Annotated in this window: 23 protein-coding genes, 2 tRNA genes and 1 other RNA gene; 12 read left to right on the top strand and 14 right to left on the bottom strand. The window is 69.6% G+C overall.

Translation table 11 applies throughout. The features are described from left to right. Window positions 1-25 precede the first annotated feature (25 nt). Window positions 26-1,318: a diguanylate cyclase gene (locus tag OG570_RS04735; protein WP_442788309.1), complete on the top strand. Its 1,293-nt coding sequence runs from the start codon at window positions 26-28 to the stop codon at window positions 1,316-1,318. A 7-nt stretch (window positions 1,319-1,325) separates the two neighbouring features. On the opposite strand, the gene OG570_RS04740 is transcribed toward OG570_RS04735, so the two are convergent. Together OG570_RS04740 and ssrA are read right to left on the bottom strand one after the other, a co-directional pair. Further along, the gene (locus OG570_RS04740; protein WP_247061315.1) at window positions 1,326-1,547 is read right to left on the bottom strand and encodes a hypothetical protein; all 222 of its coding nucleotides are present in this window, start codon (window positions 1,545-1,547) and stop codon (window positions 1,326-1,328) included. A gap of 709 nt (window positions 1,548-2,256) precedes the next feature. Further along, window positions 2,257-2,624, bottom strand: a transfer-messenger RNA (tmRNA) gene (ssrA, locus tag OG570_RS04745). Between the two features lie 161 nt (window positions 2,625-2,785). On the opposite strand from ssrA, the gene OG570_RS04750 reads away from it, so the two are divergent. The 5 genes from OG570_RS04750 (at window position 2,786) to OG570_RS04770 (ending at window position 7,068) form a co-directional block, all read left to right on the top strand. Beyond that, window positions 2,786-3,460, top strand: coding sequence for a sensor domain-containing protein (locus tag OG570_RS04750; RefSeq protein ID WP_326955746.1), 675 nt, complete (start codon window positions 2,786-2,788; stop codon window positions 3,458-3,460). Next, window positions 3,457-4,590 (top strand): sensor histidine kinase, encoded by a 1,134-nt coding sequence (locus OG570_RS04755; protein WP_247061289.1) that lies wholly within the window; start codon window positions 3,457-3,459, stop codon window positions 4,588-4,590. The genes OG570_RS04750 and OG570_RS04755 overlap by 4 nt, the downstream gene beginning before the upstream one ends. A 39-nt stretch (window positions 4,591-4,629) precedes the next feature. Then, entirely contained in the window at window positions 4,630-5,271 is a 642-nt protein-coding gene (locus tag OG570_RS04760; protein WP_247061287.1) for a response regulator transcription factor, read from the top strand. A 119-nt stretch (window positions 5,272-5,390) separates the two neighbouring features. Then, the gene (locus tag OG570_RS04765) at window positions 5,391-5,624 is read left to right on the top strand and encodes a hypothetical protein (RefSeq protein ID WP_247061285.1); all 234 of its coding nucleotides are present in this window, start codon (window positions 5,391-5,393) and stop codon (window positions 5,622-5,624) included. Between the two features lie 109 nt (window positions 5,625-5,733). Beyond that, window positions 5,734-7,068 carry an acyltransferase family protein gene (locus OG570_RS04770; protein ID WP_326955747.1) on the top strand — a complete coding sequence of 445 codons (1,335 nt, stop codon included), beginning with the start codon at window positions 5,734-5,736 and terminating at the stop codon, window positions 7,066-7,068. 62 nt (window positions 7,069-7,130) lie between these two features. Here the strand turns inward: OG570_RS04770 and OG570_RS04775 are convergent, their stop codons facing one another. From OG570_RS04775 to OG570_RS04810, 8 genes are all read right to left on the bottom strand, one after another. After that, window positions 7,131-8,027 (bottom strand): amidohydrolase family protein, encoded by an 897-nt coding sequence (locus OG570_RS04775; RefSeq protein WP_247061281.1) that lies wholly within the window; start codon window positions 8,025-8,027, stop codon window positions 7,131-7,133. Beyond that, window positions 8,024-8,506: an SsrA-binding protein SmpB gene (smpB, locus tag OG570_RS04780; protein ID WP_247061279.1), complete on the bottom strand. Its 483-nt coding sequence runs from the start codon at window positions 8,504-8,506 to the stop codon at window positions 8,024-8,026. The genes OG570_RS04775 and smpB overlap by 4 nt, the downstream gene beginning before the upstream one ends. Before the next feature lie 57 nt (window positions 8,507-8,563). Continuing rightward, entirely contained in the window at window positions 8,564-9,457 is an 894-nt protein-coding gene (gene ftsX, locus OG570_RS04785) for a permease-like cell division protein FtsX (RefSeq protein WP_326946456.1), read from the bottom strand. A 45-nt stretch (window positions 9,458-9,502) separates the two neighbouring features. Next, on the bottom strand, window positions 9,503-10,192 hold the full coding sequence (gene ftsE / locus OG570_RS04790; RefSeq protein ID WP_247061275.1) for a cell division ATP-binding protein FtsE: 690 nt from the start codon (window positions 10,190-10,192) through the stop codon (window positions 9,503-9,505). 111 nt (window positions 10,193-10,303) lie between these two features. Continuing rightward, the gene (gene prfB, locus OG570_RS04795; RefSeq protein WP_247061274.1) at window positions 10,304-11,407 is read right to left on the bottom strand and encodes a peptide chain release factor 2; all 1,104 of its coding nucleotides are present in this window, start codon (window positions 11,405-11,407) and stop codon (window positions 10,304-10,306) included. Window positions 11,408-11,471: 64 nt separating this feature from the next. Beyond that, entirely contained in the window at window positions 11,472-11,972 is a 501-nt protein-coding gene (locus OG570_RS04800) for a PadR family transcriptional regulator (RefSeq protein WP_247061271.1), read from the bottom strand. Between the two features lie 380 nt (window positions 11,973-12,352). Further along, window positions 12,353-12,429, bottom strand: a tRNA-Met gene (locus OG570_RS04805). Between the two features lie 78 nt (window positions 12,430-12,507). Continuing rightward, window positions 12,508-13,086, bottom strand: a complete 579-nt coding sequence (locus OG570_RS04810; protein ID WP_326955748.1) for a TetR/AcrR family transcriptional regulator C-terminal domain-containing protein — start codon at window positions 13,084-13,086, stop codon at window positions 12,508-12,510. Between the two features lie 92 nt (window positions 13,087-13,178). On the opposite strand from OG570_RS04810, the gene OG570_RS04815 reads away from it, so the two are divergent. Continuing rightward, complete coding sequence (locus OG570_RS04815; protein WP_326955749.1) at window positions 13,179-14,600, top strand: FAD-dependent monooxygenase; 1,422 nt, start codon at window positions 13,179-13,181, stop codon at window positions 14,598-14,600. A gap of 131 nt (window positions 14,601-14,731) precedes the next feature. On the opposite strand, the gene OG570_RS04820 is transcribed toward OG570_RS04815, so the two are convergent. Both OG570_RS04820 and OG570_RS04825 read right to left on the bottom strand, forming a co-directional pair. Next, a tRNA-Met gene (locus OG570_RS04820) sits at window positions 14,732-14,805 on the bottom strand. Between the two features lie 67 nt (window positions 14,806-14,872). Continuing rightward, the gene (locus tag OG570_RS04825; protein ID WP_326946453.1) at window positions 14,873-17,872 is read right to left on the bottom strand and encodes a UPF0182 family protein; all 3,000 of its coding nucleotides are present in this window, start codon (window positions 17,870-17,872) and stop codon (window positions 14,873-14,875) included. A gap of 152 nt (window positions 17,873-18,024) precedes the next feature. On the opposite strand from OG570_RS04825, the gene OG570_RS04830 reads away from it, so the two are divergent. Beyond that, window positions 18,025-18,576: a PPA1309 family protein gene (locus tag OG570_RS04830; RefSeq protein WP_326946452.1), complete on the top strand. Its 552-nt coding sequence runs from the start codon at window positions 18,025-18,027 to the stop codon at window positions 18,574-18,576. A 22-nt stretch (window positions 18,577-18,598) separates the two neighbouring features. On the opposite strand, the gene OG570_RS04835 is transcribed toward OG570_RS04830, so the two are convergent. After that, window positions 18,599-19,705 carry a YlbL family protein gene (locus tag OG570_RS04835; protein WP_326955750.1) on the bottom strand — a complete coding sequence of 369 codons (1,107 nt, stop codon included), beginning with the start codon at window positions 19,703-19,705 and terminating at the stop codon, window positions 18,599-18,601. Between the two features lie 101 nt (window positions 19,706-19,806). Here OG570_RS04835 and OG570_RS04840 point away from each other — a divergent pair, with 101 nt between their 5' ends. Further along, window positions 19,807-21,171 (top strand): zinc-dependent metalloprotease, encoded by a 1,365-nt coding sequence (locus tag OG570_RS04840; RefSeq protein ID WP_326955751.1) that lies wholly within the window; start codon window positions 19,807-19,809, stop codon window positions 21,169-21,171. Between the two features lie 439 nt (window positions 21,172-21,610). Here OG570_RS04840 and OG570_RS04845 read toward each other — a convergent pair whose 3' ends face one another. Beyond that, on the bottom strand, window positions 21,611-22,120 hold the full coding sequence (locus tag OG570_RS04845; RefSeq protein ID WP_326946449.1) for a M48 metallopeptidase family protein: 510 nt from the start codon (window positions 22,118-22,120) through the stop codon (window positions 21,611-21,613). 230 nt (window positions 22,121-22,350) lie between these two features. Between OG570_RS04845 and OG570_RS04850 the strand changes: the two genes are divergently transcribed. The 3 genes from OG570_RS04850 to OG570_RS04860 all read left to right on the top strand — a co-directional run bounded on the left by OG570_RS04850 (window position 22,351) and on the right by OG570_RS04860 (window position 25,848). Then, window positions 22,351-23,397 (top strand): hypothetical protein, encoded by a 1,047-nt coding sequence (locus tag OG570_RS04850; RefSeq protein WP_326946448.1) that lies wholly within the window; start codon window positions 22,351-22,353, stop codon window positions 23,395-23,397. A 60-nt stretch (window positions 23,398-23,457) separates the two neighbouring features. Beyond that, window positions 23,458-24,798, top strand: a complete 1,341-nt coding sequence (locus OG570_RS04855) for an ABC1 kinase family protein (RefSeq protein ID WP_326946447.1) — start codon at window positions 23,458-23,460, stop codon at window positions 24,796-24,798. A 162-nt stretch (window positions 24,799-24,960) separates the two neighbouring features. After that, window positions 24,961-25,848 carry a hypothetical protein gene (locus tag OG570_RS04860; protein ID WP_326959874.1) on the top strand — a complete coding sequence of 296 codons (888 nt, stop codon included), beginning with the start codon at window positions 24,961-24,963 and terminating at the stop codon, window positions 25,846-25,848. Window positions 25,849-25,875: the final 27 nt, after the last annotated feature.

Here is a 25,875-nt window from a genome sequence, read left to right on the forward strand (position 1 = left end):
GCGTCACCGGGCGGACACCATGAGTATGCGGAGCGGCGGTGGAGCATCGCGCGTTGTGCCACGCTTTCGTGACGTCTTCGTCTCGCCACGGCGCTGGGCGCTGTGGCGGCAAGGCCCGCGCGTAGTCACGTACTGCCTGGTCAGCGAGGTATTGGCGGTGGTGCTGACGCTGAAGCCGTCGCCCATCGAAGTCGATCGCCGGACGCTGGCGATCCTCGGGGTCCTGCTGGCGCTCGGCATTCTGCAGTCAGAGACGGGCCGCCGGGTCGAGCGCATCCGCCGCCGCGTCTCGGGCACGCCGCACATCAACATGACGTCGGTCTGGACGTTCGCCGGAGTCCTGCTGTTGCCGCCGCTGCTGCTCGCGGTGCTGGTCGGCGGCTTGTACCTGCACCTGGCGCTGCGCAGCTGGTACCGCCTGCAGCGCGTCCCGGCGTCCCGGACGATCAGCAACGCCGCGATCATCCTGCTGTCCTGCTACGCGGCCCAGGGTGTGCTCCGCCTGGCCGGCCTCGACGACGTCCGCTCGGCGACGAGCCACCCGTGGCCGGGCACTTTCGCGGTAGCAGGAGCCGGCGCGACGTTCTTCGTGGTCAACGCGCTGCTGGTGCTGCCCGCGCGCCGGGAGATCGGCCGGACCCCGGAGGCGCTGTTCGGCACGTGGGCCGACAACGGCCTGGAGGTGGCCACGCTGTGCCTGGGCGCGTTGAACGCGGTGGTGGTCGCGATGCTGCCGGGCCTGGTGGTCCTGGTCCTGCCCCCGCTGCTGTTGCTGCACCGCACCGTCCTGGTGAGACAGCTGGAGGTGGCGGCCCACCGGGACGACAAGACGGGCCTGTACAACACGAGCGGCTGGCACGCCCAGGCCGAGCGCACGCTGGCCGGCGCGGCCCGCCAGCGCGGCACGTTCGGCCTGTTGATGCTGGACCTGGACCACTTCAAGCAGGTCAACGACACGTACGGCCACCTGGCCGGTGACGCGGTGCTCAAAGCGGTGGCCGAGGCGATCATCGCGGCAGTGCGAGGCCGCGGCGACGCGGTGGGCCGCTTCGGCGGCGAGGAGTTCGTCGTGCTGCTGCCCGGGATAGCCCACCCGGACATCAGCGCGGTGGCCGAGCGAATCCGCCGCGCGATCAGCGCACTGACAGTCCCGGTGGGCAAGCTGCGGGTCACGGGCCTGTCGGTATCGATAGGCATAGCCGCGTACCCCACAGCGGGAACGGCGTTACAACGACTCCTGGACGCCGCGGACACCGCTCTCTACCACGCGAAAGCCACGGGCAGGAACAAGGTGGTCCACGTAGCGGACCTGGTCTAGCGGGAAGTTATGAGGCGCGGACGAATCGGCGCCGCCCGGAAGAGGCATCAAGCCCCAACATGGCGAGCAGTTCGGCACACTCGGTGACGTCCGAGGAGTGCCCGGCAACGGTGATGACGGCTTTGTCGTTCTGCTCGGCAAGCCGTTCGGCTTCCTCAGCCCGGATAACACCCATCCGGCTGTCTTCGTCGTTGGCGGTGGAGCTGCCATTGGATCGGGCCCAGGTCATCTGGCACCTACTTCCGGCACGGGCATCCCCGGCCGAGACTCGACCGGAACCCACAACCTTCGTCGACCTACAGCATGACACCCCGAGTGAAATCACCCACAAGGAGGTCCCCCACAGCACCCACAGTAAACGCTCCAACACGACAACCTGAGCCCCGACACACCCACAAGAACGGCCCCCCACACCCCCACCAGAACCACAGGCAAACACCCACACACCCAGCGCAACCACCACACGCCCGGACAGACACACCAGACGGCGAGGCGGGCACACCAAGAAACCCAGCAAAGCCAAACAGGCGCTACGAGACCCCCAGCGCAGCATGCCGAACACCCAAAGACTGCCGCACAGCGAGACAGCCGCCCCAAAACCCAGCAAAACCAGACAGGCCCCAAGACACCAGCAAAGCAAGACGAGCGTTCCACGACTCCCAGCGCAGCCAGACAGGTCTTCCAAGACTCCCAGCGCAGCCAGACGGGACGTCCAAGACCCCCAGCGAAGCCAGACGGAACGTCCAAGACTCCTGGGACCACCAGACAGGCGCACCAACACACCCGGGCCAGCCGCGGCGGCAGGGGCAAGGGGCGGCAGCCCCAGGGGGGTCCAGGGGGCGGAGCCCCATGGCGGGGGTCTGGGGGTCCGACCCCCAGAGACAATGGACGAAACCGAAGAGAAGGCCCAAGCTCCGAAGGAGCGAGGGCCTTCTCGAAGGTGGAGGTGCCGGGAATTGAACCCGGGTCCTCTGGCGTATCGACAGGACTTCTCCGTGCGCAGTCCGCTTCGTCTCTACTCGGCCCCTTCAATCACGCGAACAAGCTGAAGTGACGGGCCCAGCCACTGTTTGCTTCACGGCAGGTCCCCGTGGCCGGGACTGCCGCTGAGCCTCCTAGCTGATGCCGGTACCCGGGTCGGAGGCACACCCGGGCCGACAGAGACGCACTCGCTCAGGCGGCGAGGGCGTACTCGCGCTGATTGGAATCGGCGCTTATTCGATTGCGATGACGCTTACGGTGGTCTCTCGCCTGCACCGGCACGCTTCTCCTGGCTCAACGTCCAAAGTCGAAACCGTTCACCCCCTTGGTGGGACACAACCCGTACAGCATAACGCGTGGCGCCAGCCCTTTAGTCCAGGGCGGGGTAGGGCCAGCCCTACCGGCGGGATGCCCGCGCGCACCATGTCGGCCGGCGGTCCGGCGAACGATGCTTGGGGGCATCGTGGGACTGAAGGGAGCCAGGTCATGGCTAGCGAGAGGCGGGATCCGCCGTTCGGCGGTTCGGTGGTTTTCCTGCTGATGAACCTGCCGTTGGGGGTGGCGGCGTTCACGGTCTTGACGTCGTTGACGGCGGCCGGGCTGGGGACGGTCGTGGTGTGGGTGGGGGTTCCGCTGCTCGCGTTGCTGGTGCTGGGGGTCCGGGGCGCGGCGCGGATGGAGCGGGCGCGGGTCTACGCGCTGCTCGACCGGTACATCGATCTGCCGTACCTGCCGTTGCCGGCGGGGAAGCAGAGCCTGCGCTGGAAGGCGCGGCTCAAGGATCTGTCGACGTGGCGGGACCTGCTGTACTTCTTCGTGTTGTTCCCGCTCGGGCTGATCGAGTTCACGCTGGTGACGGCGTTCTGGTCGACGAGCCTGGCGCTGGCGGGGCTGCCGATCTACTTCCGGTGGCTGCCGGGCGGCGCGTACTACTTCCCGTCGGACGACCTGCGGTGGCTGACCGTGGACTCGACGGTGGAGGCGCTACCGTGGGCAGCGCTGGGGGTGCTGTTCATCGCGTTGTCCGTGGCGCTGACGAAGGCGCTGGCGGGGACGCACGCCCGGCTCGCGAACGCGCTGCTCGGCCCGACCGCGGCCCAGCGCCGTCGGATGGAGCGCTGGTGGGAAGAAGCCGAAGAGAAGCACCTGGTGGCGGGATGACGCCGGAGCAACGCCAGCTCGAGCACCCGCGGCCGCACCCGGCTCGCACGATCGGGTACATGCTCCTGAGCTTCGTCTTCCGGCTCCTGCAGTTCGTGCTGATCGTCACGGGGATCTCGGTGGGGGTCGGCACGGCGGTGGTGTGGGTCGGGTTCCCGATCCTGCTGGCGACGACGAGCTTCATCCGCTGGTCGGCGGATCGGGAGCGCGGCTGGGCCGGGCGGATGCTGCGGGTGCCGTTGCCGCCGGTGGAGCGGCGGGCCTACGACGGCGAGCCGGTGCTGCGGCGGTGGCTGATCCGGCTGAGCGACCCGACGACGTGGCGGGACCTGGCGTACCTGATGGCGGCGTTCCCGCTGGCGTGCGTGGAGTTCGCGATCGCGATCGCGTCGATCGTGCTGCTGCCGATGGCGATCTGGGTGACGCCGTGGCTGGGCTGGCTGCACGGGGAGCTGGCGATCGCGTTGCTGGGCCCGAACCGCACGAAGCGGCTGGAGCAGAAGGCCGAGCGGCTGCAGGCTTCACGGGCCCGGGGTGTCGACGCGGCCGAGGCGGAGCGCCGCCGCATCGAGCGTGACCTGCACGACGGCGCGCAGCAGCGGCTGGTGGCCGTCGCGATGAGCCTGGGCCGCGCGAAGTCGAAGTTCGACCACGATCCTGAAGGCGTCCGCGAGCTGATCGACGAGGCGCACGCGGACGCGAAGCTCGCGGTGTCGGAGCTGCGTGACCTGGCCCGCGGGATCTACCCGGCGGTGCTGGGCGACCGCGGCCTGGACGCGGCGCTGTCGGCGCAGGCGGCGAAGTCGCCGATCCCGGTGGACGTCACGGTGAACGTGGAGCCGCGGCCGCCGGCGGCGGTGGAGACGACGGCGTACTTCATCGTCGGCGAGACGCTGACGAACATCGCGAAGCACTCCGGCGCGAAGGAGGCCGAGGTGAAGGTGTGGCGCGACGACGCGCACGTCGTCGTCGAGATCACCGACAACGGCCACGGCGGCGCCGAGATGCGGCCCGGCGGCGGCTTGGCCGGTCTGGCCGACCGCGCCGCGACGATCGACGGCGTGATCACCGTCGTCAGCCCGGTCGGCGGACCGACCGTGATCCGGGCTGACCTCCCCTGTGAATGGTGAATAGGCTGGGCCCCGATCATCGGAGAACCTGGGGGCCGGATGCGGGTAGTGATCGCCGAGGACGCCGTGCTGCTGCGGGCCGGGGTCACCCGCCTGCTCGCCGACGAGGGCATCGAGACGGTGGCGGCCGTCGACAACGGGGACGAGCTGCTGGGCGCGGTCCTGGAACACCGTCCTGACCTGGCCATAGTCGACGTCCGGATGCCCCCGACGTTCACCGACGAGGGCCTGCGCGCCGCCCTCGCGGCCCGCAAGGAGGTGCCGGGCCTCCCGGTGCTGGTGCTCTCGCAGTACGTCGAGGAGTCGTACGCGGTCGAGCTGCTCTCGGGCGGCGCCGGCGGCGTCGGCTACCTGCTGAAGGAGCGCGTGGCGGACGTCGCGGACTTCCTGGACGCGGTCCGCCGGGTGGCGAACGGCGGCACGGCGATCGACCCGGACGTCATCGCCCAGCTGATGGCCCGCGGCCGCCGCAACCCGCTGGACGCCTTGACCGCGCGCGAGTCCGAGGTGCTCGGCCTGATGGCCCAGGGCCTGTCGAACACGGCGATCGCGAACTCGCTCGTGGTGTCGCACGGCGCGGTGGAGAAGCACATCGGCAACATCTTCTCGAAACTCGGCTTGGAGGCGAGCGCGGAGGAACACCGTCGCGTTCGTGCTGTCCTCACCTATCTCGGCCGTTGAGTGGACGTTCAGTGACCAAAAGTCCCGTAAGGTGGACGCTGGGTCACCCGTTCTGACGGCGGCGTCCTCGAGTCCCCTCACCTACCATGAGCGGACCCGCCGACGAGAGGAGTGCGCGGATGTCCGACGAAACCCGCTGCGTCCGCTTCTTCGGCGGTCCGCTCGACGGCCGGGTCCAGGAGCTCGGGGAAACCGAGCCCGTGCCCGGCGCCGTCATCAAGCACATCCACCTCCACGACGGCCCGAAGATCGAGACGCGCTACGAGCTCGGCCTCACCGAGGACGGCTGGGAGTACCGGGTCGCCGCGTCGTCGCGCAGTGAGGCCGAACCCGACGGCATCCGGGAGTCCTGAGCCGTCCGGCGGTAGGGACAACCCCCGCTCCGGCTGGGGGTGAACAGGACCCCGAAGAGGGCGGTCAGCACCGCTGTTCCAGCAGGTCGAAGCGGCCAAGCTCTACTGCATGCAGACAAGCCAGGGGGTCGCACGAGGCGGCCGGGACAGGTTTCTCGACGTCGTCCGGGCGGGGGCCATCCTCGCCGTCATCGCCCAGCACTGGGTCATGCCGGTGCTCTCCTACTCCGGCGGGCAGCTCGCCACCGGCAACGCGCTGGCGACGCCGGGCTGGTGGGTCGTCACCTGGCTGTCGCAGGTGATGCCGCTGGTCTTCTTCGCCGGGGGCGCCGCCAACCTCATCTCGCTGCGCCGCGCGGACTCCCCGCGCCAGTGGCTCGCCGCGCGGATCCGGCGCCTGATGGTGCCGGTGCTGCCGCTGCTGGCCGTGTGGCTGGTCGTGCCGGACTTCCTGCGCGGCCTGGGCATCCCGCCGCAGCCGTTGCAGGTCGCCAGCGCGATCGCCGCGCAGCTGCTGTGGTTCCTCGCGGTGTACGTCCTGGTCGTGCTGCTCACGCCGGTGATGGTCGCCGCGCACCGCCGCTGGGGCCTCAAGGTGCCGCTGGTGATGGCGGTGGCGGGCGTGCTCGTCGACGTCGCGCGCTTCAACGACCTCGGCTACATCGGTTACGCCAACGCGATCTTCGTCTGGGTCGCGGTGCACCAGCTCGGCTTCCACTACGTCGAAGGCCGGCTCGGTTCGCTGACCCGCCGCGGCGCGCTGACGCTGTCCGCCGCCGGCTTCGGCGTCACCGCGCTGATGGTCGCGTTCGGCCCGTACCCGGCCAGCATGATCGGCATGCCGGGTGCGCCGGTGTCGAACATGAGCCCGCCGACCGTGCTGCTCGCGTTCCTCGCCGTCGGCCAGATCGGCCTGCTGCTCGCCTTCCGCCCGCAGCTCAACGCGCTCGCCGAGCGGCCGGGCGTCGGCACCGCGCTCAGCTGGCTCGGTGCGCGGTTCATGACCGTCTACCTGTGGCACATGCCGGCACTGATCGTGGTGGCGGGCGTGACGGTGTACGGCCTCGGCTACGAAACCCCGGCACCGGGCACGGTGCTCTGGCTGGTCATGGCGCCCGCGTGGTTCGCGGTGTGCGGCATGGTGCTGCTGGGCCTGCTGCGGCTGTTCGCCCACTTCGAGACCCAGCGCGACACGGTCGCGGTGACGGCGAAGCTGCCGCAGCTGATCGTCGCCGGGCTGATGGTGTCGGGTGGCCTGCTCGGCCTCGCCGCCCACGGTTTCGCGCCGCTGTCGGACGGCATCGTGCACGGCCCGGTGCCGTGGGTGCTGCTCGCGACGGCGGGCTTCCTCTTGGCGGGCAAGCACATCCCGGCGACGGACCTGGGCACCCGCCTTCTGGGCCGCGCGGTCGCCGTCAGCGAACAGGCGACCATCAGGCGCTGAGACCAAAGCCGTGAAGGCCTCCTTCCCGGCTCTTATGGCCGGGAAGGAGGTCTTCACGGCTTTCAGGCGTTGAGCAGGCGCAGCGGGGTGTCGTGGAGGACGGCCCGCAGGAACGGCTCCCCCAGTCGATCGTCGGCCGCCCAGCCGGCGATCGCCTGCAGCTGGGTCGCGTAGGAGTACGGGATGTTCGGGAAGTCGGTGCCCAGCACCACGCGGTCGGCGACGTCCGCCAGCCGCGACGTCCAGTCCGCCGGCAGCGGCGACATCGCCTGGGCGAACGGCACGCCGACCATCGTGGTGTCGAGGTGCACCCGCGGGTACTTGGCGAGCAGCTCGAACGCGGCGCCGAACTCCGGCATCGCCGCGTGCGCGAGCACCGCCGTCAGCCGCGGGTGCCGGGCCAAGACCTCTTCGAAGACCTGCAACCCGGTGAAGTCGCCACGCAACGGACCGTGTCCACAGTGGACGACCACCGGCACGCCCGCGTCGGCCAGCGCGCCCCACACCGGCGTCAGGTGCTCGTCACGCGGGTCGTACGCGCCGACCTGGACGTGCGCCTTGAACACCTGCGCACCCGCCCGCAGCGCACCGTCCACAGCGGACCCCGCGCCCGGCTCCGGGTAGAACGTGCCGGTCGGCACCGCGTCCGGCACGCGCGACGCGAACTCGAGCGCCCACTCCGTCAGCCACTGCGCCATCCCCGGCTTGTGCGGGTAGACCAGCGGCGCGAACCGCTGGACCCCCAGCGTCTTCAGGGTGGCGATCCGGTCCTGCTCGTCGGTGCGGTAGTGCACCGGCCACTCGGTGCCGTAGTGCGTCGTGGCCCGGTCGAAGTACGCCCAGACCTTGTCCATCACCGGTTTCGGCAGGAAGTGGACGTGCAGGTCGACCAGGCCCGGCAGGCCGAGCGACGCCGTCCAGCGGGCGACGTCGGCGTCGTCGGCGGGCCCGGCCGTCACTCCGTGAACCGGCCCTTCAGCGCGCGGCCCATGGCCTTGCTGATGTCCCGTTCCGCGTCGCGCTTGGCGAGTGTTTGCCGCTTGTCGTAGGCCTTCTTGCCCTTCGCGAGGGCGATCTCGACCTTGACCTTGCCGTCCTTGAAGTACATCGACAGCGGCACCAGCGAGAGCCCGCTCTCCTTGGTCTTGCCGATGAGCTTCTCGATCTCGCGGCGGTGCAGCAGCAGCTTCCGGGTGCGTCGCGGCGTGTGGTTGGTCCATGTGCCCTGCGTGTACTCCGGGATGTGCACGTTGCGCAGCCAGACCTCGCCGTCGTCGACGGTCGCGAACGCGTCGGCCAGCGACGCCTTGCCCTCGCGCAGGCTCTTGACCTCGGTCCCGACGAGCACGAGACCGCACTCGTAGGTGTCGAGGATGGAGTAATCGTGCCGAGCCTTGCGGTTCGACACGATCACCTTCTGGCCAAGTTCCTTGGGCATACGACCACTCTACGTGATGACCTGGGCAACAAGCAGCTGCCTTTTCGGACGGACGCGCTAGTGCCGGACGTACAGGCGCAGCGTCACGTAACCGGTGAGAGCGGAGATCAGCACGGACACCCCGAGCAGGATCGGCGCGACCGGGAACAGCAGTTCCAGCATGGTGATCTTCGGGAACACGTCGCCGGTGAACACCGAGTCCAGGAAGCCGGCCTTGGTGATGATCAGCATGATGATCCCGAGGATCGCGCCGACCGCGCCGGCGACCACCGCCTCCAGGAGGAACGGCAGCTGCGTGTACCACCGCGTCGCGCCGACGAGCCGCATGATGCCGACCTCCGTGCGCCGCGTGAACGCGGACACCTGGATCGTGTTGGCGATCAGCAGCAGGGCGGCGATGGCCATGATGAGCGCCGCGCCGAAGGCCATGTTCCGGACACCGTTGAAGGCGTTGAACACGCGGTCGAGGAACTTCTTCTGGTCGTCGACCTTCCGCACGCCCGGTTTGGTGCTGTAGGCCTGCACGATCGATTCGCTGCGGTCCGGGTCCTTCAGCTTCACGTGCAGCGAAGCGGGCAGCGAAGCGGGGCCGGTGAGGGCGACCAGCTCGGGCTGGCTCTCGAAGATCTTCCTGAACCGGTCGTAGGCCTGGTCGCGGTTCTCGAACACGACCGACTCGACGCCGTCGTTGCCCTGCAGGTCCGAGCGCAGCGACTCGCACAGCGACTGGGTGCAGTTCTTGTCGTTCGCGCTGATGTCGTCGGTGAGGTAGACCGAAACCTCGACGTCGGCGAGGAAGTTGGACTTCATCTTGTCGATCGTCCGCACGGCCAGCAGGCCGCCGCCGAGCATGGCGAGCGACACGGCCGTGGTCAGCATCATCGCGATGGTCATCGTGATGTTCCGGCGCAGGCCGGTGATTACCTCACTGAAGACGAAACTGGCGCGCATGTCGGGTGCAGGTCCTTGGGGTCGGGGGCGTGCGGGGGTGGGCGGTCAGCGGCCGATGCCGTAGACGCCGCGGGCGTCGTCGCGGACCACCCGGCCGAGCTGCAGCTCGACGACGCGGCGCCGCATGGAGTCGACGATGCCGTGGTCGTGGGTCGCCATCAGGACGGTCGTGCCGGTGCGGTTGATCCGCTCCAGCAGCAGCATGATGTCCTGGCTGGTGTCGGGGTCCAGGTTCCCGGTCGGTTCGTCGGCGAGCAGCACCAGCGGCCGGTTCACGAACGCGCGAGCGATCGCCACGCGCTGTTGCTCACCACCGGAGAGCTCGTTGGGCAGCCGGTCCGCCTTGCCGTCGAGGCCGACGAGCTCCAGCACCTCGGGGACGACCTTCTTGATGGTCGGGCCGGGCTTGCCGATGACCTCGAGGGCGAACGCGACGTTCTCGGCGACGGTCTTGTTGGCCAGCAGGCGGAAGTCCTGGAACACGCAGCCGATGGTCTGCCGCAGGCGGGGAACCCGGCGGCGGGCCAGCTTGGCGACGTCGAAGTTGGACACCACCACGCGACCCTTGCTCGGCGTCTCTTCGCGCAGCAGCAGCCGGAGGAAGGTCGACTTCCCCGATCCCGAGGGACCGATCAGGAAGACGAACTCACCCTTTTCGATGTCGACGGACACCCGCTCGAGCGCGGGCCGCGTCGAGGTCTTGTAGACCTTGGAAACCTCTTCGAGCCGGATCACGATTCGGCATACTACCCACCGGTCTCGTGAAGCCCCGGTTGCCCGGGCCACCCGGGTGGAGCAAGGGGCGTTTGCGCACGGTGAGCGGTCACGCGAACACCCCTTGCACCGTTAAACGGCCGCGGACTGCTTCCGCCAGCGGATGCCGGCGTCGAGGAAACCGTCGATCTCGCCGTCGAGCACCGCGGACGGGTTGCCGACCTCGAACTCGGTCCGCAGGTCCTTGACCATCTGGTACGGGTGCAGCACGTAGGAGCGCATCTGGTTGCCCCAGCTGGAGCCGCCGTCCTTGAGCGCGTCCATCTCGGCGCGCTCTTCTTCCTTCTTGCGCAGCATCAGCCGGGCCTGGAGGACCTTGAGCGCGGCGGCCTTGTTCTGCAGCTGCGACTTCTCGTTCTGGCAGGAGACGACGATGCCGGTCGGCAGGTGCGTGATGCGCACCGCGGAGTCGGTCGTGTTGACGCTCTGGCCGCCGGGGCCGGACGAGCGGTAGACGTCGACGCGGATGTCCTTCTCCGCGATGTCGACGTGGTCGACCTCTTCGACCTCGGGCAGCACCTCGACGTGCGCGAACGACGTCTGGCGGCGGCCCTGGTTGTCGAACGGCGAGATCCGGACGAGCCGGTGGGTGCCCTGCTCGACCGAGAGGGTGCCGTAGACGTAGGGGGCGGTCACCGTGAACGTCGCCGACTTGATGCCCGCCTCTTCGGCGTAGGAGATGTCGTAGACGTTGGTCGGGTAGCCGTGGCGCTCGGCCCAGCGCATGTACATCCGGAGCAGCATCTCGGCGAAGTCCGCGGCGTCGACGCCGCCGGCCTCGGAGCGGATGGTGACGACGGCGTTGCGGTCGTCGTACTCGCCGGAGAGCAGGGTGCGGACCTCGAGGCCGTCGATGGCCTTGCCCAGCTCGGTCAGCTCGCCCTCGGCCTCGCCCATGCTGCCGGCGTCACCCTCGTCGCCGGCGAGCTCGTACAGCACGCCCAGGTCGTCGAGCCGCTGGCGCAGGTCGTTGACCCGCCGCAGCTCGCTCTGCCGGTGGGAGAGCTGGCTGGTCACCTTCTGCGCCGCTTCGGGGTCGTCCCAGAGGTTGGGGCTCGAAGCCTGCTGCTCCAGGTCGGCCACCTGCGCGCGCAACGCGTCGAGGTCCATCACCGACTCGATCTGCGTCAGCTTGCCGGTCAGGTCCTTCAATGCCGCGTCGAACTCATCACTCACGTTTGTCGAGGTTACGGCAAAACCCACGACCGGTCGCGAGCACCGGTCGTGGGCGGGGTCAACCTCAGGCCGACGGGATGGCGTCGAGCAGCTTCAGGGCGGCCTTGGCCTGAGCCTGCGCGAACTCGGCGACGGCCTTTTCGTAGGGCCCTTCGGCCGACTTCGTGGCCGTCTTCGCGTCGTCGAGCTGCTGGCCGTAGCTGGTGCGCGCCGACTCGAGCAGCGACCCGCGCTGCTTGGCCGTCAACGAACCGGCGTGCACGAGCCGCAGGATCAGCGGGCTGCGCAGGTGGTCGGGACCGGCCTCGGACGTCAGCCAGGTCTTGAAGGCCTTCTTGCCGGCGGCGGTGATCAGGTACTGCTGACTGGAGCGCGGGCCCTGCTTGCCGAGCCGGACGAGACCTTCCTTGGACAGCGCCGGGAGCTCCCGGTACACCTGACTGCGGGTGACGCTGAAGAAGGCACCGAAGCGCTCACCGGCGCCCGCGACGAGCTGCCCGCCGGTGGCGGGACCGTCGTGGAGCAGACCGAGCAGGGCGGCGGCTGTTGCATTCAATTCGGACACGCCCTCTACATTCCCACTTATCCGCGCCTGTGTCCACAGTGGTCAGCGGATCTGTCCATTGTGGCTAGTGAGATCCCCTCGTTCGGCCCAATCCGCTCTGGTCCACAGTGGACCCCGGACACGCAGCGCTACCACGGTGACCACGCATTGGTCCGACCAGCCGCATCCGGACGGTGGTGACAACCACCAGGCAGGTGAGTTCGCCGGGCGGCCGTCCCCGCTTGGCCCACAGTGGACACGCACCGCAACCATCGGGAACGAGAGCCCGGCTGGCGGAATTCGTAGCGATTCGACAGTTTCACGGAAAAGTCGGCGGCGAAAGTCGTACGAACATGACAAAAAGAGGCGCGTTCCCGGTTTCCCGAGAACGCGCCTCCTGGTGGTAGCGGGGACAGGATTTGAACCTGCGACCTCTGGGTTATGAGCCCAGCGAGCTACCGAGCTGCTCCACCCCGCGCCGTTGTGGTACTTGAGAAAGATTACACGGTGCGTTCAAGGCGTTCACAGGGGGGTCCCAAAACACGCTGACCAGGCGTTATGCCAGCCCGAGCCAGCCGCGGGCGCCCCCGAGGACGATCTCCAGGCCGTCCTCGAACCGCGCGTCGACGTCGGTGAGCACCGAGCCGCCGGGCGCGCCCCGGTAGCGCTCGTCCAGCTGGCCGGGCATCGGGTAGACGGCCTGCTCTTCGATGGTGAACCCGACGACGAAGCTGTAGACGGTGAAGAGCACCTGGTCCGCCCGCCGAGCGTCCAGCCCGGCGTCGATGCTCCGGCGGAACGCGTGCTCGCCGACCAGGCTCAGGTCGCCGAGGTAGGTCCCGGCGAAGACCTTCCCGCCGTCGCGGTAGGCCAGCATCATCCGGCGCGCCGCCCGGGCGCGGTAAGCGACGGTCTCCCACTCCCCCAGCGGCTCCGGCGGCTCCCGGTCGGCGTCGGCGTACATCTGCGTCGCCATCTCGTCGAGCAGCTCCTGCTTGTTCTTCAGGTGCCAGTAGAGCGCCGGCGCCTTGACGCCGAGCTCGGTGGCGATGAGCCGCAGCGTGAGGCCGTTCAGGCCGACCTCGTTGAGCAGCCTGAGCCCGGCACGGGCGATGTCCCGCCTGGTCAGGGCCATGTCCACGATCTCCTCAGCGTCCGAACTTGACAGCTTAACGATGTTAAGGGCATCCTCGGGGCACGTCAATTTAACGTTGTTAAGGGGATCTCATGGACGAGCTGACGACAGCGGTGGTCGTGGCCGGGGCGGGGCCAACCGGGCTGATGCTGGCGAACGAGCTGGCACTGGCCGGAGTGGACGTCGTGGTGCTGGAGCGCCTGGCGGAGCGGACGGGGTTGTCGAAGGCCCTGAACCTCCAGCCGCGCACCGCGGAGGTGCTGGACCTGCGCGGCCTGCTGGGCCGGGCGGAGCGGCGGTCGTTCGCGACGGTGGGCGAAGGCCACTTCGCGATGATCCCGGTGAGCTACGCCGGCTGGGACACGCGCCACCCGTACCAGCTGGGCATCCCCCAGGCCCAAGTGGAGGCGGCCCTGGAGGAGCGGCTGGCCGAGCAAGGCGTGAAGGTCCTCAGAGGCCAGGAGCTGAAGGAGTTCACCCAGGACGAAGAGGCCGTCACGGTCACCACAGCCACGACGAGAATCCGAGCGTCCTACCTGGTGGGCTGCGACGGCGGCCGAAGCGCGGTCCGCAAAGCGCTGAACCTCCCGTTCGAAGGGATCGACGGCCGCGGCCACGGAGTGGTGGCGGACGTCCGGTTCGCGGCCACCCCGGCAGGAGCCCAGACCGAGTGGCGGTCGATGCGCAACATCGTCACCACGGACGGCATCGGCAAGTACACGGGCCTGATCCCGCTGTCGGAACCGAACCTGTACCGCCTGGCCTACGGAGACCGCCTGAACCGCCCGGAGAACCTCCGGGCGGAGGTAACGGAAGAAGAAGTCCGCGACGTGATCACCAAGACGTACGGCGCGGAGACAAAGGTCGAGGAGATCCGCTGGGCATCCCGCTTCGGAGACGACTCGAGACTGGCCGCACAGTACCGGGTAGGCCGAGTACTACTGGCAGGCGACGCAGCCCACACGCACTTCCCAGCAGGAGGCCAGGGCCTCAACCTGGGCATCCAGGACGCCATGAACCTGGGCTGGAAACTGGCAGCAACCCTGAAAGGCACGGGCCACAAAGACCTACTGGACACCTACGAACAAGAACGCCGCCCAGTAGCAGAGGCGGTAGTACAAAACGTAGCGGCCCAGTCAGCCCTGATCCCCTCAACCCCAGAACTTCTGGCGCTACGAAAGCTCTACCGAGCAATGTCCGAACTCCCCCAAGCCCAACATTACTTGTCAGGCTTGGTATCAGGCCTGAGCATCACCTACAAAGCCCCCGAGAACGCCCACCCGGCAACAGGAACCCGCCTACCAGACTTCAAAACCAAGACAGGCAACGCAAGCGACTGGTTCCACAAGGGAAACTTCGTCCTACTGACAACAACCGAAACAGAAAGCCCCCACCCAGACGTCAAGGTGGCCGCAGTGGACAAACTCCCCTGGCCAGACGTAACAAGGGCCCTGATCCGCCCAGACGGCTACGTAGCAAACACAACAGGAGAAACAGAAGCCTGGCTGAAGTAGGAGCCAACCACCCGAAGGGGGGTCCAGGGGCGGCGAAGCCCCCCTGGCGGGGGTCTGGGGGTTCGACCCCCAGGACAAATGCGAAGGAGGCCCGGTCGACGTTCTCCGTCGACACAGGCCTCCTGCATCTGTAGCGGGGACAGGATTTGAACCTGCGACCTCTGGGTTATGAGCCCAGCGAGCTACCGAGCTGCTCCACCCCGCGTCGTGTTCCCTACTTTACGCCCTGGTTTCGAGCGGGCGCAAAGCAGGGGTCACTTAGGACGTCGACCTCACCCGCCGGGCTGGCTGGTGGGTGTGGTGCTGGGTGTCGCGCTGGGTGTGGTGGCCGGTTGTGCCTTGGCCGACTGGTAGGCCTTCGCGGCCGCGTCGAGGGCGGCCAGTGCCGCGCCTTGGTCGGCGAAGTTGCCGGATTTCTGGGCGGCTTGGAGTTTGACGATGGCCGATTCGATGTCGGCGGCGGCCCTGTCGAGGGCTGCGTTGCCGCCGCCGGTGTTGGGCGGTGTGGTCGTCGGTGTAGTCGGTGTGGTCGTCGGCTGGCCGGACTGGGGCGGCGTGGTGGTGGCCGCTCCGGTGCCGGTGCCGAAGACCTGGTCGAGGGCTTCCTGGAGGGTCGCGCCGTAGCCGACCTTGGGTCCGTACGAGACGAGGACGCGGGCCAGCTGTGGATAGCTGTTCTGGTTGCGCTGCCGGATGTAGACGGGTTCGACGTAGAGGAACCCTTCGGCGACCGGGAGCGTGATCAGGTTGCCGTAGATCGGGATGACGTTGGGGTTGTTGAACAGGGTCCGGTCCTGCGCGACGCGTGGATCGCTCTGGAACCGGTTCTGGACTTGGACCGGGCCGTCGACCTGGGTGGCTCCGGTGGCCGCGCTGGGTAGCTGGAGGACGCGGATCTTGCCGTAGTCGACTGGGTCGGAGGACACCGACATCCAGGACGCGAGGTACTGGCGTTGGAGGCCGGTGAGCGAGCTGGTCAGCTGGAAGGTCGGCTGGGTCTGGCCCGGGGTGTCCGCGAGGACGTAGTACCCGGGCTGGTTGGCGGCGCCGGCCGCGGCGGGGTTGGCGCCACCTTCCGCGGTCGGGTCCTGCGGGACGCTCCAGAAGGCCTGCTGGGAGTAGAACTCCTGCGGGTTGCTCACGTGGTAGCGGGACAGGAGCTCGCGCTGGATCTTGAAGAGGTCTTCGGGGTAGCGGAAGTGGGCCCGCAGGTCCTCGGAGATCGCGGAGCTGGGCTTCACGAGTCCGGGGAAGACCTTCTCCCAGGCGTTGAGGACCGGTTCCTTGTCGTCGATCGAATACAGGTTCACGGTGCCGTTGAAGGCGTCGACCGTGGCCTTGACCGAGTTCCGGATGTAGTTGATGGAGCTGTTGCCCTGGCGGGCGACGCCGTTGAGGGAGTCGTTGGTGGCCGCGCCGAGCTGCGTCTGCTGCGAGTACGGGAAGTTGTTGATGGTGGTGTAGCCGTCGATGATCCACTGGATCTTGCCGTCGACGACCGCCGGGTACGGGTCGCCGTCGAGGGTCAGCCACGGCGCGACCTTGCTGACGCGGTCACGCGGGTCGCGGTTGTACATGATCTTCGAGTTGTCGCCGATGGCGTCGGAGAACAGGATGTTCCGTTCGCCGTACTCGGCGGCGAAGGCCAGGCGGTTGAACCAGTTGTCGATCGAGACGCCGCCGGTGCCCTTGTACGTGTAGCGGTCGGTGGCGGTGTCGTACTCGCCGGGCGCGTTGCCCGAGGTGCCGCCGACGATGGCGTAGTCGGAGTCCGCGGCGGACAGCTCGCCGTAGTAGATCCGGGGTTCCTTGACCTCGATGCCGGGGGCGCTCCCGTTGGCGCCGGCGCCGGTCGGGTTCTGGGTGTCGCTGGTGGTGGCGATCGGGTAGCCGCCGTCGGAGTTGGCGTCCTTGACCGCGCGGTCGATCGTGTTGGCCGGCGCGGCGACGAAGCCGTTGCCGTGGGTGTAGACGAGGTGCTTGTTGATCCAGCTGGTCTGGTTGCCGGTCAGGCCCTCGGTCTTGATCTCCTTGGCCGCCACGATGTAGTCCTGTGTGGTGCCGCCGACGGTGTAGCGGTCGATGTCGAGCTTGGCCGGGAAGCCGTAGAAGTTCTCGCGGCCGACGCGCTGGGTGAAGGTGTCGGAGAGGACGTTCGGGTCGAGTAGCCGGATGTTCGACATCGTGCCGGTGTCGGACTTGACCTCGCTCGCGGTCGCGTCGGACTTGCCCGAGTACTGCTGGTACTGGACGTCGGTCAGGCCGAACGCCTTGCGGGTGGCGTCCATGTTGCGCTGGATGGACGTCGCTTCCTTCTCGTTCGCGTTCGGCTTCACCGAGAACTGGTCGAGGATGGCCGGCCAGGCGACGCCGACCAGGATGCTCGACAGGATCAGCAGGACGAGGGCGATGGCCGGCAGCTGCAGGTTGCGCAGGAACGCACCGGCGAAGAACGCGATCGCGCAGATCACCGAGATGCACAGCAGGATCAGCTTCGCGGGCAGGACCGCGTTCAGGTCGGTGTAGGTGGCGCCGATGAACAGCGGCGCGCCCCGGTCGGACAACAGCAGGTTGTACCGGTCGACGAAGTACTCCGCGGCCTTCAGCAGCACGAAGAGGCCGACCGTGATGGCGAGCTGCGCGCGGGTCGGGCCGGCGAGCTGGCCGCCCTTGCCGGCGAGGCGGATGCCGCCGAAGACGTAGTGCGAGATCAGCGCGCCGAAGAAGGAGATGACGACGGTGATGAACAGCCAGCCGAGCAGCCAGTTGAAGAACGGCAGGTCGAAGGCGTAGAAGCCGATGTCGTTGCCGAACTCGGGGTCGGTCTGGCCGAACGAGGTGCCGTTGAGGAACAGCTGCACCACCTGCCAGTCGCTTTGGGCGGACAGCCCGGCGATGAGGCCGGTGAGCACCGGGATGCCGATGCCGAAGAGGCGGATCCGGGCGACGATCGCGGAGCGGTAGCGCGCCAGCGGGTCGTCGGCGCCGGAGATCGGCACGAACACCGGCCGGGAGCGGTAGGCGATCATCAGGCTGATCGCGAGGGCCCCGCCGACGAGCAACCCGACGGCGAAGAAGAGCACGACGCGAGTGACCACCTGGGTGGTGAACACCGATCGCGCGCCGACCTCGCCGAACCACAGCCAGTCGACGTACGTGTCCAGCAGGCGGGCCCCCAGCAACAGCGCGAGCACGATCACCGCGGCGATGATGAGGAGGATCCGGCTGCGCCGGGACAGCTTCGGCAGGCTCACCGGGGGCCGAGTCGCCACGGTGCACGCTCCTGTCTTCGTGAATGCTTGTTACACGGAGACGCGTGCGCCTCCTGATGACCTAACTCTACGGATGCCGCAGGAAGTTCCCGGGACCCGCCCAAACCGGACTCGCGACCGCGTCGCGCGGGGGCGCCTGCCACCATGTGCGCATGAACGAACCGCACCCGGCCGTCCCCGGTGTCGCCGCACTCGCCCGTGAGATCGAGGAGTTCATGGCCGCGGCCGGCTGGGACCAGCCGCCCCAGCTGTTCGCGCTGGTGCCGACGGCGGCCCTGCTCGACGAGCAGCCGGAGCTGGCCGGGCAGCTGGACCGGGCCAACCCGCTGACGCCGGTGGCGCAGGAGGCCCTGCCCGAGGGCGACCTCGCCGAGGCGCTGGGCCGGATCGCCTGGCCCGACCTGGTCATCGGGTGCGCGCTGGCGCAGGAGATCATCGTGCTGCCGCCGGGCTCGGAGTCGGAGCTGCCCGACGTCGCCGAGGCGGACGCGGACAGCCTGCGCCGCGCCGCCGCCGACCACCCCCAGCGGACCGAGGCCCGGCTGGTGGCCGCGGTGCTGCGCGAGGGCGCGCGCTCGTGCGTCATGCGCCTGCGCGGGATCGGCACGGCCGAAGACGGCGACGAGTCCGTCGACGAGATCGTCGAAAGCCCGGACCTGGCCCCGAATCTGATCGAAGCGCTGAAGGCGACACTGATGCCCTGACGGCCGCTGGGTGCCCGGCCGCTCAGCACGACGCGGTCGGCCGTCCCGCCTTGAGGTTGGCCAGCTGGGCGAGCGCGTCGTCCAGTGTGGACACCTTGATGAGGTTCAGCCCGGACGGCGCGGTCGTCTTCGCTTCGGCGCAGTTGTGCTCGGGCACGAGGAAGTCGGTGGCCCCCGCCTCCCGGGCGCCGACGACCTTGAAGGAGATCCCGCCGATCGGGTCGACCTCACCCGTCTCGGTGATCTCGCCGGTGCCGGCGATGTGCCGCCCGGCCGCCAGGTCGCCGGGCCGGAGCCGGTCGATGATCGCCAGGGTGAACATCAGCCCGGCCGACGGGCCGCCGACGTCCTGCAGCGAGATCGTCACGTTGAACGGGGCGTCGGCCCGGTCGACCGCGGTGAGGCCGATGAAGCCCTCCTTGCGGTCGGGGCGCGCGGCGAGGGTGAGCGGCACCGTCCGCTCCGGCTGGCCGTCGGACTGGAAGGTGATCTGGACGGTCTGGCCGGGCAGGGTGCCGGCCAGCGCGGCCCGCACGTCCGCGGCCTCGACGATCTTCTTGTTGTTGACGGTGATCAGCTTGTCGCCGGGGGCCAGCACGTGGTCCGCGGGGCTGCCGGAGACGATCTCCTTCGCCAGCACCTTGACCGGGTAGCCGAGCTTGCGCAGCGCGGCGACCTGGGCGTTGGTCTGCGAGTCCTGCAGCTGCTGGATGTTCTCCTGCTTGACCTGCTCGTTGGTCTCGCCCGGCTTGAAGTACTCCTCGCGCGGCGCCAGCGCGTACCGGCCGCTCGCCCAGAAGCCGAGGCCCTGGAACAGGGTCACGCCGTCGTGCAGGGAGACGGTCGTCATCCGCAGCTCGCCGGTGGTCTGGAAGGTGTCGTGACCGGCGACCTGGATGACCGGGTTGCCCGCCGCGTCGCGACCGAGCGTGTCGTAGGTCGGGCCCGGGCTGATCGCCACGAACGGCACCGGCACGACCGAACCGAGCACCACGAACACCAGGAACAGCGAGCCGCTGACCACGAGCGTCCAGCCCCGGCGGGTCATCCGGCGGGCCTCTCCGGTCCGCTCCGGCGGCGTTTCCGGCGGGGTCGTCGCGGGGGCGGTCTCCTCGGAGGACTTGGTCACGCCCGACAGCGTACGGTGACCGTGTTCGCTTCTCGGTGAAGGCCACGCACATGGGTCCGGTTGACGCGCTTCGGGGCGCCCGACCCGCGTACGGTGGACCCATGAGCAAACCCCCGTTCGGCTTCGGACCTTCCGATCCCGACAAACGAGGTGAGAACGACCCCTCGGAGGGCGGGCAGCAGTCCGGCGCCGAGGCCTTCAACCAGCTCGGTCAGATGCTGAGCCAACTGGGCCAGATGCTCAGTCAGGCCGGTACTTCCAGCGGGCCGGTGAACTACGATCTCGCCAAGCAGATCGCCCTGCAGAACCTGGGCAGCGCCGGCAACACCGGCGAGAGCCGGCTCGGTTTCTCCGGCAGTGACGACTCGAACGCCGCCGTGCGTGACGCGGCCCACCTCGCGGAGATGTGGCTCGACCCGGCGACGTTCCTGCCCGCGGGCGCGACGTCGACGGTCGCCTGGTCGCCGCGCACCTGGGTGGAGAAGACGCTCCCCACGTGGCAGCGGCTCTGCGACCCGGTCGCCCAGCGGATCTCGGGCGCCTGGATGGAGGCGCTGCCCGAGGAGGCCAAGCAGGCCGCCGGCCCGTTGATGCAGATGATGGGGCAGATGGGCGGGATGGCCTTCGGCTCCCAGCTCGGCAACGCGCTGGCGCAGCTCGCGTCGGAGATGCTGACGTCCTCCGAGATCGGCCTCCCGCTGGCACCTCCGGGGACATCGGCGCTGCTGCCGGCGAACATCGAGAAGTTCGCCGAAGGCCTGGAGCTGCCGAACAGCGAGATCCTCGTCTTCCTGGCCGCCCGCGAGGCGGCCCACCAGCGGCTCTTCACGCACGTGCCGTGGCTGCGCCAGCGGCTGCTGGCGACGGTCGAGGAGTTCGCCCACGGGATCTCGGTCGACACGTCGGCGCTGGAGTCCCTGGCCGGCCAGATCGACCCGTCGAACCCGGCGAGCATCGAAGAGGCCATGTCGTCCGGGCTGCTGGAGCCGCAGACGACGGAGGAGCAGAAGGGCGCGCTGAACCGCCTGGAGACGTTGCTCGCCCTGGTCGAGGGCTGGGTCGACGTGGTCGTGGCCGAGGCCGTCGGTGATCGGCTGCCGGGCGCGGACGCCCTGCGCGAGACCCTGCGCCGCCGCCGCGCGACGGGTGGTCCGGCGGAGCAGACGTTCGCCACCCTGGTGGGCCTGGAGCTGCGCCCCCGCCGTATGCGAGCGGCGTCGACGCTGTGGAACATGGTGGGCGAGCAGCACGGCATCGAGAAGCGCGACGCCCTCTGGTCCCACCCGGACCTGATGCCGACGGCCGAGGACCTCGACGAGCCCCTGGACTTCTCGGCCCGAGTCGGCCAGAGCGGCACAGCGGACGACCTGGACCCGATGGCCGAGCTGGAACGCACGGAGCGCGAAGAGCGCGAAAAGGCCGAGCCCCCGTCCACCGAAGACGACACCCCAGACGACAAGAGCTGAGCTTCACTCACCAGACCGGGCGCCCCGCACCAGCGAGGCGCCCGGTTCTGCATCCAGCCCCACGCCCCATCGCGTCGACTCCCCAGTCACACGTGTCGACCTCCCAGTCACGCGTGTTGCCCCCCCCAATCACGCGAGTCGACCTCCCCGTCACGCGTGTCGACCTTCGAATCACGCGAGCCGACCCCTAGGCACGCGAGCCGACCCTCCGAGTGCACAAGCCGACCCTCCAGGTACGCGAGTCGTCCGCCCAAGTACGCGAGCCGTCCCCTCAGGTACGCGAACCGACCGCCCAGGCACGCCGGCCGACCGTCCGAGCAGGGAAACCGCCCCTTCAGACCTCGAGTTCGCCAACCCCGACCGCCGCCACGCCCCCAACGTCAACCGGGGTGACCCGCACCTGCGGATCACCCCGGTTCCGTCCGAAACCGTCACCCGGTCAGTCCTCGGTGGAGATCCCCCACCCGGCGGCCGCCGACAGTCCTTCCAGGTACCCCATCGCGCGCTCCGCTTTCGGGTACCGCTGCACCAACGCCCAGAACGCCGCGTCGTGCCCGGGCTCGCGCAGGTGCGCCAGCTCGTGCACCAGGACGTAGTCCAGGACCCACGGCGGGACCTTCCGCAGCCGGTCGCTGACCCGGATGGTCGCGTCGACCGGCGTGCAGGACGCCCACCGCGTGCGCATCGGCGGCACCCAGCGGACGCTCGCCGGCACCGCGGTGCCGCCCAGGTACTTGCCCGACAGCTGCGCGCAGCGCGCCAGCAGGGCTTCGTCCGACGCCTTCGGGGACGCCGGCCGACGTGGTTCCGAGCGCTGCAGCTTGCGCTCCATCTCGGCGACCCAGTGTTTCTCCTCCGCCCTCGTCATCCGCGCCGGGATGAGCACGACGAGCGTGTCGTCGTTCCAGTACGCGGTGACCGTCCGGTGCCGGCGCTGGCTGCGCCGCACTTCGACCTTGTGTTCGGGTGTGTCCGACGAGGGGTTCTCGTCCCCTCGGCTCCTCAGTGAGGGCATCCGTGCTTCGACCACTCGACAACGGTAAGGCCACCCACCGACAACTCCGAGCTTCTTAAGGTCACAGACCCGAGTTATCCACAACTACCTCCACTTGTGGACAACTCGGCCGTTCCGGGTCCTTCCGAGGTCCGGGGGTCGCCGGCGGATGCGATTCTGCGGACATGCTGCTCTCCCCCGCGGACATGCCACCGGTCCCGCTGCCCGCCTTTCCGGCCCTGCTCCCGGGCCTGACCGTGCTGGAACGCGGCCCGGACGAGATCCAGATCGGCCTCGACCCGCGCCACGGCGTGGCCATCGAAGGCCTGCCCCCGAACCTCGTCACGCGGTTGCGGCTGCTCGACGGCCGGGCGCCCGTCGAGCGGATCCTGCTCGCCGAGAGCGAACACCGTGATCAGCTGCGCACGCTCCTGCTCCAGCTGACCGCCCTCGGCCTGGTCACCGAGGCCGGCGCGCCCGACAGCGCCGTGCTTCGCGGCGAGATCGGCCTGTGGTCGCTGCGGGCCCGCCACCACCAGGCCGCGCTGGCCGACCGGCGGCGCGCGACGGCGATCTCGGTCCAGGGTGACGGCCGCGTGGCGGTCGCCGTGGCCGTCCTGCTGGCCAACGCCGGGATCGGGCACATCGAGCCGCGTTTGCCCGGCGCGGTGACCGAGCACGACCTCGGCTCCGGCTTCACCGAGGCGGACCTGGGCCGGCCGCGGCGCCACGCGCTCGCCGACCTGATCCGCCGGATCGACGCGCGGGTGCGCGTCACGCGGCTCCACGACCGCTACCCCGATCTGGTGCTGCTCACCGACGCCATCGTGCCCGCACCCGAGGTCGTCGCCGAGCTGATGGACGACGGCGTGCCCCACCTGGCGGTCCGCGTCCGCGACGGGACCGGCATCGTCGGGCCGCTGGTGGTGCCGGGCCGGAGTTCGTGCCTGCGCTGCGCCGACCTGCACCGGACCGACCTCGACCCGTGCTGGCCGCGCGTCGCCGGCCAGCTCGCCGGGCGGCACCAGCGGCCCGACCTCGGCGCGGTCCAGGCGTGCGCGTCGCTGGCCGTCGCGCAGTCCATGCGGCTGCTCTCCCCCGCCGAGCTGGCGCCGCCGTCGTGGAACGCGACCCTCGAGATCGACGCCTTCGACGGCCGCATCCGCCACCGCGGCTGGCCGCCGCACCCGAGGTGCGGGTGCGGTCCACCCGCGGCGCAACAGGAGACGTAGGCCACTAAGACGCCGCGAGCAGGCTGCGCGCGGACGCGTGCGCAAGGCAGAATCGACGAGGTGACCGACTTCCGCGACGCCGCCGATCGTGACACCGCGATGCCGAGCAAGGGTGCGGCCCGCACCGCCAAGCTCGCCAGCCTCCCGCTCGGGATGGCCGGACGGGCGGTCAGCGGCTGGGGCAAGCGGCTGGCCGGCCAGAGCGCGGAGCAGGTGAACGCCACGCTGTCGGCCAAGGCCGCCGAGCAGCTGTTCGAGGTGCTCGGCACGCTCAAGGGCGGGGCCATGAAGTTCGGCCAGGCGCTGAGCGTGTTCGAGGCCGCAGTGCCGGACGACATGGCGAAGCCCTACCGCGAGGCACTGACGAAGCTGCAGGCCGCGGCCCCGCCGATGGCGGCCCGGCAGACCCACCGGGTCCTCGCCGAGCAGCTGGGCCGGACCTGGGCCGGCCGGTTCACCTCGTTCGACGACGAGCCGGCGGCGGCCGCGAGCATCGGCCAGGTGCACCGCGCGGTCTGGCACGACGGCCGCGAGGTCGCCGTCAAGGTCCAGTACCCGGGGGCCGACGAGGCGCTGCGCAGCGACCTGCGGCAGCTGCAGCGGTTCAGCAGGCTTTTCCAGGCGTTCGTACCCGGCACCGAGGTCAAGCCGCTGCTGGCCGAGCTCGCCGCGCGGATGAACGAGGAGCTCGACTACCAGGCCGAGGCCCAGCACCAGCGGGCTTTCGCGAAGGCGTTCGACGGCGATCCCGGCATCCTGGTGCCGCGCGTCGTCGCCAGCGCGCCGAAGGTCGTCGTGACGGAGTGGGTCACCGGCACACCGCTGTCGAAGGTGATCGCCGACGGCGACCGCGAGACGCGGAACCTGGCCGGCCGGCTGCTGGCGGAGTTCCACTACTCCTCGCCCGAGCGCGTCCACCTGCTGCACTCGGACCCGCACCCGGGCAACTTCATGATCACCCCGGACGACAGGCTGTGCGTCATCGACTTCGGCGGCGTCGCGCGGCTGCCCGAGGGCATCCCCCGCCACCTGGGCGAGATGACCCGGCTGGCCCTCGACGGCGAGTCCGCCGAGCTGATGCGCCTGCTGCGGGAGAACCGGTTCATCCGGCCGGACAGCGACCTGACCGCGGACGAGGTGCTCGGCTACCTGGCGCCGTTCACCGAGCCGCTGGCCGAGCCGACGTTCCACTTCACGCGCAAGTGGATGCAGCGGCAGGCGTGGCGGGTCGGCGACAGCCGCGGCAACGACTTCAAGGTCGGCCGCTCGCTCAACCTGCCGCCCGAGTACCTGATGATCCACCGGGTCACCGCGGGCTCGACGGGCATCCTCTGCCAGCTCGACGCGGAGATCCCGGCGCGGGGCATCGTGGAGCGCTGGCAGGCCGGTTTCGCCGGCTGAGTTGTCCACAGGCCGGGCCGCGAACGGGCGGATTCCGGCGAGTTGTCCACAGCTCGGGGAAACGGGGTTCCACCCGGTTGGCGGAGCGTTCATGCTCGATGCATGACCGCTACGCATCGCACCGATCCGCTCGCCCTCGGTAACCCCGGCACCGGCGAGGTGATGAACCTCGAACAGCTACGCAGGGCCGGCGTGTCCGATCGAAGAACCCGGCGGCTCTGCGGCCCCGGCGGGCCGTGGCGCCGCCTGCACCCCGGTGTCGTCCTGCTGCGCAACACCACGCCGACGCGGCAGCACCTGCTGCACGCCGCGATCGCGCGCTACGGGTCGAAGGTGGTGATCAGCGGCGCCGACGCCCTGCGGGCCCACGGCGTGAAGTGCCCGGCGACCGGCGAGATCGAGCTGCTGGTGCCCGACTACTGCCGTGTCATGGCGAAGGCGGGAATCCACGCGACCCGCACGTCCCGGTTGCCGGACCCGGTGCTGGTGGACGGCCTGCCGTTCGCCCCACCGGCCCGCGCGGCGCTCGACCTGGCACGGGCGGAACCCGACCCGGCGCAGATCCGGCAGCTGCTGACGCTGCCGCTCTACTGGGGACTGTGCGACCGCCAGCAGCTGCTGGCCGAGCTCGAGGCGGGCCCACAGCGCGGCTCGTCGGCGGTCCGCAAGGTCCTGCGCCGCCTGGACGAAGGCCCGATCCGCGCGCACGGCCTGGCGGCGCGAGTACTGGACACGGCGCTGCTCCCTCCGCCGAACTGGGACGTCACGATCTGCGACCGCCGAGGCCGACGCATAGGCGAGGCCGACGCGTGGTGGGACGAGATCGGCTTGGCCTGGCAGTACCGCTGCGGCCCCAGTTCCCCGGGCGGCTTCACCCACCTGGCCCTGGCGGCCACGGGAATCATCCTGGTCCGCTGCACGGTCCGCCAGCTACGCCAGGTCCCCCGCGACGTGGCGAAGGAGCTGGTCCAGGCCTACGGCGAAGCATCGAGAACACCACGCCCCCGAGTCCGGACATTGACCACACCACTGACCGGAGACGCAGCATGAACCGGGCTTCCGCACCGCTCGGGACAC

The organism is Amycolatopsis sp. NBC_01286 (assembly GCF_035982555.1).
GTDB lineage: Bacteria > Actinomycetota > Actinomycetes > Mycobacteriales > Pseudonocardiaceae > Amycolatopsis.

Coding starts and splice junctions, on each gene's coding strand:
- OG570_RS04750 (WP_326955746.1), top strand. CDS start 2,786: ATGGCTAGCGAGAGGCGGGATCCGCCGTTCGGCGGTTCGGTGGTTTTC.
- OG570_RS04765 (WP_247061285.1), top strand. CDS start 5,391: ATGTCCGACGAAACCCGCTGCGTCCGCTTCTTCGGCGGTCCGCTCGAC.
- OG570_RS04740 (WP_247061315.1), bottom strand. CDS start 1,547: ATGACCTGGGCCCGATCCAATGGCAGCTCCACCGCCAACGACGAAGAC.
- OG570_RS04760 (WP_247061287.1), top strand. CDS start 4,630: ATGCGGGTAGTGATCGCCGAGGACGCCGTGCTGCTGCGGGCCGGGGTC.
- OG570_RS04850 (WP_326946448.1), top strand. CDS start 22,351: ATGCTGCTCTCCCCCGCGGACATGCCACCGGTCCCGCTGCCCGCCTTT.
- ftsX (WP_326946456.1), bottom strand. CDS start 9,457: ATGCGCGCCAGTTTCGTCTTCAGTGAGGTAATCACCGGCCTGCGCCGG.
- OG570_RS04840 (WP_326955751.1), top strand. CDS start 19,807: ATGAGCAAACCCCCGTTCGGCTTCGGACCTTCCGATCCCGACAAACGA.
- OG570_RS04860 (WP_326959874.1), top strand. CDS start 24,961: ATGAACCTCGAACAGCTACGCAGGGCCGGCGTGTCCGATCGAAGAACC.
- OG570_RS04735 (WP_442788309.1), top strand. CDS start 26: ATGCGGAGCGGCGGTGGAGCATCGCGCGTTGTGCCACGCTTTCGTGAC.
- OG570_RS04770 (WP_326955747.1), top strand. CDS start 5,734: ATGCAGACAAGCCAGGGGGTCGCACGAGGCGGCCGGGACAGGTTTCTC.
- OG570_RS04815 (WP_326955749.1), top strand. CDS start 13,179: ATGGACGAGCTGACGACAGCGGTGGTCGTGGCCGGGGCGGGGCCAACC.
- smpB (WP_247061279.1), bottom strand. CDS start 8,506: ATGCCCAAGGAACTTGGCCAGAAGGTGATCGTGTCGAACCGCAAGGCT.
- OG570_RS04830 (WP_326946452.1), top strand. CDS start 18,025: ATGAACGAACCGCACCCGGCCGTCCCCGGTGTCGCCGCACTCGCCCGT.
- OG570_RS04755 (WP_247061289.1), top strand. CDS start 3,457: ATGACGCCGGAGCAACGCCAGCTCGAGCACCCGCGGCCGCACCCGGCT.
- OG570_RS04810 (WP_326955748.1), bottom strand. CDS start 13,086: ATGGCCCTGACCAGGCGGGACATCGCCCGTGCCGGGCTCAGGCTGCTC.